The sequence below is a fragment of the Bradyrhizobium sp. WSM4873 genome (assembly GCF_055811355.1).
Genome location: NZ_JBVVPS010000024.1, coordinates 18,593 through 31,687, shown reverse-complemented (window position 1 = coordinate 31,687; position 13,095 = coordinate 18,593). Strand labels below are relative to the sequence as shown.

12 protein-coding genes are annotated in these 13,095 nt (G+C 62.4%); 7 read left to right on the top strand and 5 right to left on the bottom strand.

The annotated features are described in order from the left end of the window. Positions 1 to 14 precede the first annotated feature (14 nt). The 3 genes from leuD (at position 15) to AC0L21_RS26845 (ending at position 2,178) form a co-directional block, all read left to right on the top strand. On the top strand, positions 15 to 620 hold the full coding sequence (gene leuD, locus AC0L21_RS26855; RefSeq protein ID WP_018459795.1) for a 3-isopropylmalate dehydratase small subunit: 606 nt from the start codon (positions 15 to 17) through the stop codon (positions 618 to 620). Positions 621 to 701: 81 nt separating this feature from the next. Then, positions 702 to 1,487 carry a glycosyltransferase family 32 protein gene (locus AC0L21_RS26850; protein WP_473264738.1) on the top strand — a complete coding sequence of 262 codons (786 nt, stop codon included), beginning with the start codon at positions 702 to 704 and terminating at the stop codon, positions 1,485 to 1,487. A 271-nt stretch (positions 1,488 to 1,758) separates the two neighbouring features. Beyond that, a complete protein-coding gene (locus tag AC0L21_RS26845; protein ID WP_473264737.1) occupies positions 1,759 to 2,178 on the top strand; it encodes a hypothetical protein in 420 nt (139 codons plus the stop codon). 51 nt (positions 2,179 to 2,229) lie between these two features. Here the strand turns inward: AC0L21_RS26845 and AC0L21_RS26840 are convergent, their stop codons facing one another. Beyond that, entirely contained in the window at positions 2,230 to 3,930 is a 1,701-nt protein-coding gene (locus AC0L21_RS26840; protein WP_473264736.1) for a caspase family protein, read from the bottom strand. Positions 3,931 to 4,039: 109 nt separating this feature from the next. Next, positions 4,040 to 4,921, bottom strand: a complete 882-nt coding sequence (locus AC0L21_RS26835; RefSeq protein ID WP_473264735.1) for an HpcH/HpaI aldolase/citrate lyase family protein — start codon at positions 4,919 to 4,921, stop codon at positions 4,040 to 4,042. A 111-nt stretch (positions 4,922 to 5,032) separates the two neighbouring features. Here AC0L21_RS26835 and AC0L21_RS26830 point away from each other — a divergent pair, with 111 nt between their 5' ends. Beyond that, positions 5,033 to 5,674 (top strand): carbonic anhydrase, encoded by a 642-nt coding sequence (locus AC0L21_RS26830; RefSeq protein WP_473264734.1) that lies wholly within the window; start codon positions 5,033 to 5,035, stop codon positions 5,672 to 5,674. Between the two features lie 112 nt (positions 5,675 to 5,786). Here the strand turns inward: AC0L21_RS26830 and AC0L21_RS26825 are convergent, their stop codons facing one another. Continuing rightward, positions 5,787 to 7,928, bottom strand: coding sequence for a C1 family peptidase (locus AC0L21_RS26825; RefSeq protein ID WP_473264733.1), 2,142 nt, complete (start codon positions 7,926 to 7,928; stop codon positions 5,787 to 5,789). Between the two features lie 300 nt (positions 7,929 to 8,228). Between AC0L21_RS26825 and AC0L21_RS26820 the strand changes: the two genes are divergently transcribed. Further along, positions 8,229 to 9,404, top strand: a complete 1,176-nt coding sequence (locus AC0L21_RS26820) for a zinc ribbon domain-containing protein (protein WP_473264732.1) — start codon at positions 8,229 to 8,231, stop codon at positions 9,402 to 9,404. A gap of 9 nt (positions 9,405 to 9,413) precedes the next feature. Here the strand turns inward: AC0L21_RS26820 and AC0L21_RS26815 are convergent, their stop codons facing one another. Further along, a complete protein-coding gene (locus AC0L21_RS26815; protein ID WP_007598796.1) occupies positions 9,414 to 10,448 on the bottom strand; it encodes an aspartate-semialdehyde dehydrogenase in 1,035 nt (344 codons plus the stop codon). 116 nt (positions 10,449 to 10,564) lie between these two features. Between AC0L21_RS26815 and AC0L21_RS26810 the strand changes: the two genes are divergently transcribed. Beyond that, the gene (locus AC0L21_RS26810) at positions 10,565 to 11,353 is read left to right on the top strand and encodes a hypothetical protein (protein WP_473264731.1); all 789 of its coding nucleotides are present in this window, start codon (positions 10,565 to 10,567) and stop codon (positions 11,351 to 11,353) included. A gap of 156 nt (positions 11,354 to 11,509) precedes the next feature. Continuing rightward, a complete protein-coding gene (locus AC0L21_RS26805; protein WP_027514960.1) occupies positions 11,510 to 11,896 on the top strand; it encodes a hypothetical protein in 387 nt (128 codons plus the stop codon). A gap of 70 nt (positions 11,897 to 11,966) precedes the next feature. Here the strand turns inward: AC0L21_RS26805 and leuB are convergent, their stop codons facing one another. Then, positions 11,967 to 13,079, bottom strand: a complete 1,113-nt coding sequence (gene leuB / locus AC0L21_RS26800; RefSeq protein ID WP_473264730.1) for a 3-isopropylmalate dehydrogenase — start codon at positions 13,077 to 13,079, stop codon at positions 11,967 to 11,969. Positions 13,080 to 13,095 lie beyond the last annotated feature (16 nt).

The window sequence follows — 13,095 nt, the reverse complement described above, 5'->3', positions numbered from 1 at the left end:
GGGAAAGCGCAACCATGGACAAGTTCACCACGCTGGAAGGCGTCGCGGCGCCGCTGAAGATCATCAATGTCGACACCGACATGATCATTCCGAAGCAGTACCTCAAGACCATCAAGCGCACCGGCCTTGGCAAGGGGCTCTTCTCCGAGCAGCGCTACAAGGACGACGGCAGCGAGAATCCCGATTTCGTCCTCAACCAGCCCGCCTATCGCAATGCGAAGGTGCTGGTCGCCGGCGACAATTTCGGCTGCGGCTCGAGCCGTGAGCACGCGCCCTGGGCGCTGCTCGACTTCGGCATCCGCTGCGTGATCTCGACCTCGTTCGGCGACATCTTCTACAACAACTGCTTCAAGAACGGCATCCTGCCGATCCGCGTGGCCCAGGAAGACCTCGACAAGCTGTTCGACGACGCCGAGCGCGGCGCCAACGCGACGCTGACGATCGACCTGCCGAACCAGGAGATCCGCGGCCCCGACGGCGGCAAGGTCAAGTTCGAGATCGACCCGTTCCGCAAGCACTGCCTGATCAACGGCCTCGACGACATCGGCCTGACGATGGAGAAGAAGGCCTCGATCGACACCTATGAGGACAAGCTCAAGCGCGAACGCGCCTGGGCCTGAAATTGATCTGAGTTTCGAGCCCCGGTGCTGACAGCGCCGGGGCTTTTTCTTTGCCAGTGTTGTCCTCTATAGCTTGCGCCCATGCTGCCTGACATCGTCACCTTCTGGCATGGCCCGATGGACGCCCTGCGCCAGACCTGTCTGCGCTCGCAGCTGGCTGCTGGCCACAAGGTCACGGTCTACAGTTTTGACACCATTCCCGGCCTGCCCGCGGGCATCGGCAACGCGGATGCCGAGGCGATCCTGCCGCATGCGTTCTCGGAACGATTGCGGCCGCCGCAGCCGGACGGCAGCTGGCGCGACTGGACCACGCTTCAGTTCAGCGACTTCTTCCGCATGAAGCTGATGGCGAAGGGCCTTGGCCTCTGGCTCGATGCCGACGTGCTGCTGCTCCGGCCCGTCGAGATCGATCGCGCAAAGCCCTATTTCGCGTGGGAGCGTCCGCGCCAGCTCGGCAACTCCGTAATTTACCTGCCGCCCGGACACGGCATCGTTGCCGCCTTCGAAGAGCTGATGGAACAGGAGGAGCTGACGCCGAACTGGCTGTCGCTGCGCCATCGCGTCACGTTTGCGATGCGCCGCCTGCGCGGCGGCTCGAACCGCCTCTCCGACATCCGCGTCGCGATCTTCGGGCCGGCGGCACTCACCGCGCTCGCGCGCCGCACCGGCGAGCTGCACTGCGCCTTGCCGAAGCAATCGTTCTACGCCGTGCATGCCGAGCCAAAACTGTTCTTCGATCCCTCGAGCTATCTTGGCCTCGTCACCGACCGCGAGATCATCGGCCTGCACATCTCGCCCAAGGGAAGGGGTAGTGAGAAACCGATCCCGGGCAGCCTGTATGCGTGGGCGGCGGAGCGGTTCGGCTAGCTGCCGCGCAAGAGGTGCGCTCCCTCTCCCGCTTGCGGGAGAGGGCTGGGGAGAGGGTGTCTCCACAACGGGATAATCCCCTAGAGGAGAGAACCCTCACCCGGCGCGCGGGACGATGCTTCGCATCGCCCGGACGCGCCGACCTCTCCCGCAAGCGGGAGAGGTGCACCGGAGGCCGCGGTCCCATCATCGCTGTTTGATCCAGCGCAACGCGCACCTGCACCATTGTGCCTAATCTCGCTCCAATTCCGCCGTTCGAATGGAGCTTCGCATGAGCACCGCCACCAGGCCTTATCCCATTGTCCAGGACCTCATCGAGTCCTTTGCAAGCTGGCTGAAGCATCGCCGCGAGCTGAACGAGATCCGGCAGCTCGACCGCGCCGATTTCGATCGGATCGCGCAAGATCTGCGGATCGCGCCTGACGATCTGGAGGAGCTGGTCCGCCACGGCAAGCACTCCGCCGACGAGCTGCCGAAGATGCTGGAGCAGCTCGGCATCAGCGCCGAAGGGCTCGGCCGCGCGCAGCCCCTACTGCTGCGCGACATGGAGCGGGTGTGCGCGCTTTGCAGCCACAAAGGCCGGTGCGATCGCGAGCTGGCCGACGGCACCGCCGCGGAGAACTACCACGGCTTCTGCGCAAATGCCTCGACGCTGGAGTCGCTCGATCGCGCGGATCACGCACATCGCTGAGGCATTGCCCTCATCAAGGGATTGGTTTAGCGGCCGGATGTCCCGCCGGGGCTAGATCACGCCCGTTCGGGCACAAGCCTCGCGCCGGGCAAATCCTTTGACGAGTTTTCTGCAAGCACGATAGCGCTCTTCCATGCTCGTCCCACTGACATTGCCTGGCGGGCTCGGTTCGGCCGCGCTTTCCTTTTTGGCAGCATGAGGCTGCGAGGTTTTCTCGCGCTTGCTTGAAGGATCAACATCCTCCGGCACCGGCACGAGCTTCCAGACAGGGCGGAGCTCTATGTTCGCCTTCTCAGTTGGATTTTCCTTGTTGACGGACGACAGCGCAAGGACGTTCTTGTCCATCCTGACGGTGACGGGTGTTCCGCTGATGGAGAATTTGTCGCTCACAATGTATTCGGCAAACGATCGGTACCCCGCCTCATCCTTCACCCACGATGCCTTTGTCGGCGGCCCCCAGAGGTAGTGTCCCTTGGCTAAGCCGGTGGCAGAGACCTCCGTAACGATCAGCATGGCATACCGCCCTTTGCCATTCGTCCATCCACGCTTGTTGGACCACACGCCGACGAATCTGGAGTTGGCATTGAGTGGATCATTCTGATCAGGCGAGATAGCGAAGCTTGGCAGTTTGAGTTGCTGAGCGGCCGCGATGGCTGCCACTTTCTGATTATCTTCGGGCGCAAATAGATTTCGGACGACGGTTTTTGCGTCCGGTTTCGGAGGGGCAGCTGGAGATGAGAGCACCGCAAGTTCGTTGGCCTTGAAATTCTTGACCCGCTGGCGCGCTTCTGCGGCGTGGCTGCTGCGGGGATACCTGGCCAGAAACTCCTCGTAGAGGCCTGCCACCGTGGAGGTCTGGATAGCCAGCCAAAACTTCTCGTCTTCCGCGGCATCTGCGGGCGCGGGAGCCGACGCGACTGGCGTTTGAGCGCTCGCCACAGGAGCTCTCAGGTAAATCTCTTCCTTCGATAAAGAGCCGTATACGAAAGGCTGCTGCTCGCGTCTGGTGGCCGCCATCACGTCGTCACGAACACGACGAAACAGAAACGATATCTCCAGCCCCGGCGTTTCAATGTGGCGAAGGAGCGATGCCGTGAATGGGCTGTTCCGGCCGTCCCCGTCACTTGCCGTCGTACCGTCCCGCGCGGCGTACGCAATCAGAACGTTATCGGATGGCTCCGTCGGAGCGAGTCCGCGAGCCACGGCCCGGGTGCTCAGCGAGCGCCTCATCTTTGCGGCAAAAGGATTGTTGCGGCATGCGTCCAGTATCACAAGGCCCAACTTTCGTGCCTTCGAGACCTGAAGGCTCACCGAGCGCAGGCTGATGGCCTCGCTTTCGATGTCGGTATCGCTGCGCAGCTCTGCGCCGACCGGAATCAGCCAGTTCTCGCCGCTGACCTCCATGCCGTGTCCGGCATAGAAAACGACCGCAAGGTCTGCTCCCTCGGCAGAGCGGCCGAACTCGACGACAGCTTTCCTCATCTCCTGCGCCGTGGCGTTCTTGACCTGGGTGACTTTGAAATCAAGCCGCTCCAGCGCGCGACCAACGTCTGCCGCATCGCGCGTCGGGTTCGGCAATTCGGGCACCTTCTCATAGGCACCGTTTCCAATGACGAGCGCAACCCGAGCCTGCTGCGCAAGCGCCGGCGTGGCGAATGAAAATGACGTAACGAGAAGGACTGCCAGGAAAAAAATGCGCATCAAATGCTCGCCCGGATCAATATCGAGCGTGAGCGTAGCATTGTCTTTCACCACCGCAACGGGAAAAGCCGGGATCGTGGTCGTTCAGAGAACCGCCGCTCCCCGAGCAGACCGGATAACCGCATCAATGTTCGTTCGGCTTGGGCGCAACCGCCTGCGCCTAGCCCTTCCCCATCGCCGCAATCGCATCCGCGATCTCGATCGTGCGACGCGCCATGTCGGCGTGCAGCCGCTCCACCATGGCGCCGTCGAGACGGATCGCGCCGCGCGAGACGTTCTCCGGCAATTCGAACGCGGCGATGATCTTTCGCGCGCGCGCGACGTCCTCTTCGGGCGGGGTGAAGATCGCGTTGCAGGCTTCGATCTGCGAGGGGTGAATCAACGTCTTGCCGTCAAAACCTAGATCGCGGCCTTGCGCGCATTCGGTGGCGAAACCATCGGAATTGGCGATGTCGCTGTAGGGGCCGTCGAGAATTTCGAGGCCATGGGCGCGCGTTGCCAGGATGCAATGGGTCATCATCGGGATCATCGCCGCGCGGCCCGGCAGCATCTTGATGCGCGTCTCGCGCGAGATGTCGTTGGGGCCGAACACGAAGCCTGACAAGCGCCGCGCTGGATCGCGTCCGGCGGCAGCGAGTTCCTCGGCATGCAGCACCGCGCGCGCCGTCTCGATCATGGCCCAGACTTTTACGGTCGGCGCTGCGCCGAGCTCGGCGAGACGGCGGCCGATCGTGTCGAGGTCCCCGACGCTTGAAACCTTTGGAACCAGGATGCCGTCCGGCGAGGCCTTCGCCGCCATCGCGACGTCGTCGGCCCACCAGGGCGTGTCGAGGCCGTTGGTCCGGATCAGGATCTCGCGCTTGCCGAACCCTTTGGCCGCGATCGCGGCGGCAATGCCGTCGCGCGCCACCGCCTTGGCGTCGGGCGCGACGGAGTCTTCCAGATCAAGGATCAGGCCGTCGGCGGCGAGATTACGCGCCTTTTCCAGCGCGCGGGGGTTGGAGCCGGGCATGAACAGATGGCTGCGGCGCGGGCGGGTCATGCAAGCGTTCCTTCCGGTTTCCTCATCTGTATTCTGAACGAAGCCGATAGCATCTGGCCTGCCTATTCGAAAGGCTTGTTCGCTCCTGCGGTATATGATTAGGCATAGGCCATGAACACATTCCCAGAGCATTTGCTGGAAGGCTACAAGGCCTTCGCCACCCAGCGGCTGCCGACCGAGCAGACCCGCTACCGCGAGCTGTCGGTGAAGGGGCAGTTCCCTGAAGTGATGGTGATCGGCTGCTGCGATAGTCGCGTCTCGCCCGAAGTGATCTTCGACGTCGGGCCGGGCGAACTCTTCGTGGTCCGCAACATCGCCAATCTGGTGCCGGTGTATCAGCCCGACGGCAACGCGCATGGCGTCTCGGCGGCGCTGGAATATGCCGTGACGGTGCTGAAGGTGAAACACATCGTGGTGCTCGGGCACGCGCAGTGCGGCGGCATCCGCGCCTTTGTCGACAAGATCGAGCCGCTCACGCCCGGCGACTTCATCGGCAAATGGATGCAGATGTTCATCAAGCCGGGCGAGGTCGTGGAGCAGCGCGACCACGAGACCATGGCGCAATTCGTCGAGCGCATCGAGAAGGCCGCGGTCTTCCGCAGCCTGGAAAACCTGATGACCTTCCCGTTCGTGCAGAAGGCGGTCGAGAGCGGCCAGATGCAGACCCACGGCGCCTATTTCGGCGTCGCGGAGGGATCGCTGTTCGTGCTGGACAAGGCGGCGAAGGAATTCAGGAGCGTCAGGGACGCTTGACCAAGGCGCCTCTGGAGCCATTTCCGTTCTGATGCAATCGGAGTGAGGCTCAAAGTTCTCCTTACGACGCGTTTCATTTCGCGAACCGTTATCCACTTCGTTCGAAAACGCTCTAGAAACCTCGCAGGTCGGTGACGGGCTTCGAAGGCGTCTTGCCGATGATGCGGCGGATGGTACGGTTCACGACGTCCAGATTATTGTCGAAAGATCCATGATTGGCAGGGATCGTTTCGTCCTTGTTCGGCTCGTGACGCGTCGGAACCTCCGTTTCGCTGATTGGCGGGTCGAGGACGACATCATCGCTCGCACTCGCCCACGCCTCCAGGATCTTCTGCGAACCTGCCATGAAAGTATCGTCGTCCACCCGCCATTTCCGCCAGACTTTCTGCAATCCCAGGACCGGGGTCTTGTGGTCAGGCTCCAGGGCCCGGGAGACCAGATACAACAGCGATTTGGAGTAGAGGGCAGGAACGCAGGGATCGCGCGTTTCGTTGGCATCGCTGAGCACGTCGACAAACGTCGTCTCGGGATCAGCGACCTTATCCGCGAAGGCACTGCCGTATTTGTCGGACGCAAACGCGACCGTGCAGGCCGGCGCCCAAAGATGGATGGAGCTGGCCTTCAGGCCGCGGGCTTTCATGGGGCCTAGAAAATACCCGTGCATGATGGCCCCGGCGGAATGTCCGACCAGATGAATCTGCGGCCGCTGACTCTTGCTCATCTGGCCGAGCCCGCGCTCAAGCTCTCGTGCCGCGACGGCAAGCCCCCCGCCCGCACGACTTGCGCCGGCGGCTCTGAATTTCATGTTCTCCCAGATCGCCTTGACGCCGGCATCGCGCGCGAATACCTCGAAGGCACGATCCTTGATCTCGTCGATCTTGCTTCTCAGCCAGCCCTTGTCCGCTCCCGCCGGCAAAACCAGCTTCTCCGCGGCGCTCTTCAGAATATCTGCGGCCGATTCCAGAAGACCCGTCTGCCAGACCACGAAGATCGGCATGATGCGATTGGCCTCGAACCACGGCCCGAGCACGCGCGCCCTGGCGATACCTTCGTCGCGGCTGTTGAGCCCGCCGTGAAGAATGATCGCCAGCTCGGAAAATCCCTGCTGGGCCGCCCGGTCGAGGCATTGCTGGACCACCACCGCGACGGCGTCGTCGCCGGAGTTCGCCTCGACGAGCTCGCGTTCGGCGCTGCCATTGTGGCCGATGAAGATGATGTGCTTGGCCTCTTCGCCGTTGATCCAGGGAGAAACGGCACTCGTATCGCCTGCCACGTCGGAACGAAGCATCGCCCGTTCGCGAAGCCGCTCGTCCAGCGAAAGGTCGGTTCGCATCGACGGGCTCACGAAGTGATGCGGTTGATGCGCAAGATTCGCTCCGCTTTGCTTGCCTTTGATCGGCGGCAGTGTCACGCGCATGGGTGCGCCGAGCGTCAGTGCCCAGGCGTCGGTCCCGTAGCGGGTCCAGTCCTCGTAAGTCAGCAGGCCAAACCCATGAAATCCCCAATGGGGGCCCCACGAGTTCTGCACGATGAAGCCGTCAGGCGTATAACCGACCAGCGCGAAGGCGTGGCCGCCGACGTCATTGGGCTTTTTTGGCGGGAGAATGAGCGCCGCCTCGAGCGTCTTGCAGTTGTTGCGAACGCGGTCCCAGCCGTCGTGGACGTCGGCGGATACGTAGATCGCGTGCGTTTCGTAGATCGCTGACTGCATGTCGACGATGGATTTGCCGTCGACGCGATAATAGGCTCCGAGAGGCGTCAGCGGTGCATCCGTATCCCATCCACTCCGGGGCGTCCCGGGCCTCTGCCGCCTCTCGAAGTTCGGCCAGAATTTCTCGCCACAAACGCCGTGCTTGTGAAATCCCTTCATGGCTCCGCGACAGCTCGATCCTTCGTAATCCTCTCCCTTCCATTCGTCATAGAGACGCGCGTTCTGGTACAACATCCGCGCACTTCGCCGGGCGACCGGCTGGGCGGCTTTCGGGTCGCCGGCTGCGATCGGATTTGCGTTTGCGAGCTCCCACTGGAGATAGTTCACGACGCCGGCGAGGCCGAACCCGGTGCAGGACCCTTCCTGGCCCTGATCGAGAACCATGTCTGCGTTGCGATAGACCAAGAACCAGCGCTCGATCAACTCGTCGGACGGATAGACCTGCGGCAGGCTCACCAGCCTCGAACGATAGGGCAGGTCACGGAAATCGAAACGATCCGGACGCGCGTCGAATTTGCGGTCGAGCAAAAATCTGGTCGGCATGCGGCATCCCCCCTGTCGTCATGCGCAAGGCTCGCGCACCTTTGCTCGGCACCAAGCACTTCGCATGCTCTAATTTTGGTAGATGTATGATATTTCAACAACTTCAGTGTGCAAGGACTTTTGGGCGGCGTAACGCGACAAGTGGGCGCAGCTCCATGACCACCTGCGGCCGGCGCCCCTGAATTCGCCGCTCCGGCGAACGGCTGGTGACAATCCAGACCGGTTGCTGCATTCTTTCCCGGTTGAGCTTACCAAAGATCGTTTCTTCAGGTTGTTTCATGGCATGCGAGGAGGATGGCGATGGCCGTCGAATGCGCCTCCTGCAGGACGCCGAACTCCGACGGCGCCAGGTTCTGCAATGAATGCGGCAAATCGCTTCATGCTTACCCCGATGCGTTGAAGGAGCTGGTCGAGTCCACGGTTCAGGAGCGGATCCAGGAGGTCTTCGACAAACGCTACAAGGATCAAAAGGTCGTCGAAGTCGAGACAGCCGAAGCCATTGCGAGCCGTTTGACCGATTGGGCCAAACTGTTCGGTTTCTTTGTCGGCATACCAATTGGATTGCTCGTCCTGATCTTGGGCGCCCTGGGGATCAAGCAATACAGCGACTTCTCCAAGCAAGTGGAGAACGTCAAGCAAGAAGTTGCGGACAAGCTGAAAGACGGTCGAGCAACGGCCGAAAAGCTGAAGGCCGATGGTGATGTGCTGGCGGGGGACTACAAGAAATTGCGCGACGATTTCGCGGATTTCGATGCCTTGCGCGAACAGATCAAGACCCTCTCCACAAAGGTCGACGTCATCGGAGAGAAACTCGGCTTCACGCCGACATCGAAGATATCGGCCGCCGCCAAGGCGCGGCTGGAAGAGGCGTTCAAGAAATTCCAGGACTACCTGAAAGGGCTCGGCTACCGGGCTTCCGGCGCATCACTCAACATCGACATCCGCGAGCGCATGGATCTTGGAATGATCGCCTATTACGACGGAGCCAAGCGCATGATGGTCATCGACAGCAAATACGCGATGGAACCGGCGGTCGTGAACAGGGAATACATGCATCACGCCCTGTATCCGAGTCGACTGCCCGACGTCGTCGACGGCCCGCTCGCCGTCTATCTCGCCATCGAATCCGGTCTCGCCTGGTACTTTCCGTGCAGCTTCGCCAACAATCCGAATCCCAGCCCGACAGCCGCCGATTGGGATTTAACGAAGAGGAGGCGCTTCAGCGAGATGCAGCTCACCCTGGGCTCCGCGACACTCGACGGCACCGAGATATGGGGGAGCGCCTTCTGGGAGCTGCGCAGCCTGCTACAGCAAGCCAAAGCCGACAAGCTTCTCTTCGACGCCTGGTTCAAGATCCAGCCCGACGACGTGAAGACGGGCGGCGGCGCCAGTTTCGTCCGCAAGCTCATCGAGCTTGATCCGGCGCACCAGGACGAAATCCGCGCGGTTTTTACCCGGCGCGGACTTCCACTGTGAATTGAGCCTCTACGCCGCCTTCTTCTTCGCGCTGATCAGCTTGCGATTGATCAGGACTTCGGCGATCTGGATCGCGTTGAGCGCGGCGCCCTTGCGTAGATTGTCCGATACGCACCACAGCACGAGACCGTTCTCCACCGTCGCGTCCTCGCGGATACGGCTGATATAGGTGGCGTCCTCGCCGGCCGCTTCATACGGCGTGGCGTAGCCGCCGGGCTCATGCTTGTCGATGACGAGACAGCCCGGCGCCTTGCGCAGGATGTCGCGCGCTTCGTCCGCGCTGATCGGATTCTCGAACTCGATGTTGACGGCCTCGGAATGGCCGACGAAGACAGGCACGCGCACGCAGGTCGCGGAGAGCTTGATCTTGGGATCAAGAATCTTCTTGGTCTCCGCCATCATCTTCCACTCTTCCTTGGTGTAGCCGTCCTCCATGAAGACATCGATTTGGGGGATGACGTTGAAGGCGATGCGCGCGGGAAACTTGTTATTGACCAGCTCCTGGTTGGTGTAGACGGCCTTGGTCTGCGAGAACAGTTCGTCCATCGCATCCTTGCCGGCGCCCGACACCGATTGATAGGTCGAGACCACGACGCGCTTGATCGTCGCCTTGTCGTGCAGCGGCTTGAGCGCGACCACGAGCTGCGCGGTCGAGCAGTTCGGGTTGGCGATGATGTTCTTCTTCTTGAAGCCCGCTGTCGCGTCCGCATTCACTTCCGGCACGATCAGCGGCACGTCCGGATCCATGCGCCAGGCCGAGGAATTGTCGATCACGACGGTGCCGGCGGCGCCGATCTTCGGCGACCATTCCTTCGACACCTCGCCGCCGGCCGACATCAGGCAGATGTCGACGTCGGAGAAGTCGTAATGCTCGAGCGCTTTGACCTTCAACGTGCGGTCGCCGTAGGAGACCTCGACGCCCATGCTGCGGCGTGAGGCCAGGGCCACCACCTCGTCCGCGGGGAATTTGCGCTCATCGAGGATGTTGAGCATTTCCCGTCCGACATTGCCGGTCGCGCCGACGACTGCGACTTTGTAACCCATCGTTCACTCTCCGACGAAAAAGCTCTTTCCTGAAGCTGAGGCTTAAACAGGAAGAGCAGCGCTTCTATGCGAGAACCGGCCTCAAGACAACGTTGGACCATGCCTTAGGGACGTGGATGCAGTCGCCCGAGGCCAGCACGGCCGCAAACCCCACCCAGATCCATCTGGCGCTTGCAGCCTTCGCCGACGAGGTCGTCGGCACGCTGGCGCGCCTGTTCGCCTATGTGGGGGCTTTGGTGCTGTTTGCCATCCTCGGCCTTGCGGCACTCGGCCAGCTGCCAAACTTGGGCGACGATGATGCTGCGCTGAAGCCGGGTTGGGCCGTGGCCGACCGCTCGCCTCCGGGGTTCGCCCTCAGCCGGGTCGAATCGTCAGACAAAACAGCTTCTTACACCATCTTCAGGCATCCCGAAGGCGGCCGCAGGGACGTGATGCGCTGGGCCAACGAGGCGGACAGGCCCGTGGCCGAGCTCGAGATTTACCGGGAAGGCGGCGAATTCGACGTGGCGCGCCCGGCAACTCTGGATCTGGCCGCCCGGATGGGACTGGGCACCACGACCCCACTGGAGCAAGCCGGCCTGATCGACACCAAGTTCGGCCCCGTCGCCCTATTCCAGCCGACCGGCACTGCGGAGGGCGCGCGGGCCTGCCTCGGCTACCTCAAGCGCAGCGAGGAGCCGGCGCTCCAGATCTCCGGATTCTCCTGCCAGGGCGACAGCCTGCCCGCCCGGCGCGCAGCGATCGCCTGCACGCTGAACCGGCTGACGCTGCTGACCTCGGGCAACGAGCCGAAGCTGGCCGAATTGTTCGCCCATGCAGAGCTGAAGCGCCGCCCCTGCACGCCGCCGGGCTCGTCGGACTGGCTGCTCGGCGCCGCCAATGCGCAATTGCGCGGCGCGCTTTGACCGGCATTAAGCTCAAGTGGCTGTATCCATGCAACTTTTGCCGGCGCGCACGATTATTCAGCGCTGGTGTGACCCAATAGACCTAGTTGCAGCCGCCCCGGCCGGGTTAGTATGTGGGCGAAATTGATTGGCGGCTTGCCGCCTGAAGGGGACGTGATGAGCTCGAATTTCTCTGCCGCGAACAAACTGGCGATGTGGCTTGCGGCCGGCGCCGTGATTGCCATGTCCTCAGCCTTCGCGACACCCGCCTCGGCCGACACCAAGAAGCAGCGCTATGACAGCGGCCGTCACTATTACGGCCCGAGCGGCCCCAATTCGAGCTATCAGCAGGGCCGCACCCGCATCTATGTGAGCAAGCGCTCCTGGCTCGACGGCGGCACCGAGGTCAATCCGGGCGACCGCAAGTTCTCCGACTACGCCTTCCCGCCGGCAGTGGGCTATCCGACCTTCGCCCGCGAAAATCTCAACCGCCCGATCGATCGCCAGCCGCTCAGCACGCCGCAGGATGTTGGCGGCTATCCGCAGAATTTCCCGCTGTACTGAGGCGGACATATCGACCGAATCAAAATGGCCGGGCTCGCGCCCGGCCATTTTTGTTTGTCGTGTAGCCCGTTTAGGCGTGCAGCTTCTGCAATTCCTTCAAGATCGCTTCGCCCATCTGCGTGGTCGAGGCGGCGATGGTGCCTTCCGACTTGATGTCGGCAGTGCGCAGGCCGCTGGCCAGCACCGCGGCGATCGCGGCGTCGACCTTGTCGGCGAGCGCGCCCATGTCGAAGGAGTAGCGCAGCGCCATGCCGAACGACGAGATCATCGCGATCGGATTGGCGAGGCCCTGGCCTGCGATATCAGGCGCCGAGCCGTGCACGGGCTCGTACAGCGCTTTGCGCTTCTTGCTCTTGACGTCGACTTCGCCGAGCGAGGCCGAGGGCAGCATGCCGAGCGATCCCGTCAGCATCGCAGCGATGTCGGACAGCATATCGCCGAACAGATTGTCGGTGACGATGACGTCGAACTGCTTCGGCCATTTCACCAGCATCATGCCGCCGGAATCGGCGAGCTGATGCTCAAGCGTGACATCGGGATATTCGCGCTTGTGGACCTGGGTCATGACCTCGTTCCAGAGCACGCCCGACTTCATGACGTTGCGCTTCTCCATCGACGTGACCTTGTTCTTGCGCTTCTTGGCAAGTTCGAAGGCGACGCGGCCGATGCGCTCGATCTCATAGGTGTCGTAGACCTGGGTATCGATGGCGCGCTTCTGGCCGTTGCCGAGATCGGTGATGGTCTTGGGCTCGCCGAAATAGACGCCGCCGGTGAGCTCGCGCACGATCATGATGTCGAGGCCCTCGACCGCCTCGCGCTTCAGGCTGGAGGCCTCCGCCAGCGCGGGGTAGCACACGGCGGGACGCAGGTTGGCGAACAGACCGAGATCCTTGCGCAGACGCAGCAGGCCGGCTTCGGGGCGTACCTCGTAGGGCACCGCGTCCCATTTCGGGCCGCCGACCGCACCGAAGATGATCGCGTCGGCGTCCCTGGCCTTGGCCATGTCGCCTTCCGAGATCGACACCTTGTGCGCGTCATAGGCCGAACCGCCGACGAGGCCGGTGTCGGTCTCGAACTTGGCGATCCCCGCCGAATTGAGCCAGTCGATCAGCCGCTTCACCTCGCCCATCACCTCGGGGCCGATACCGTCGCCGGGAAGCAGCAGCAGTTTGTGGGTCGCCATGGTCGTTATTCCTCCG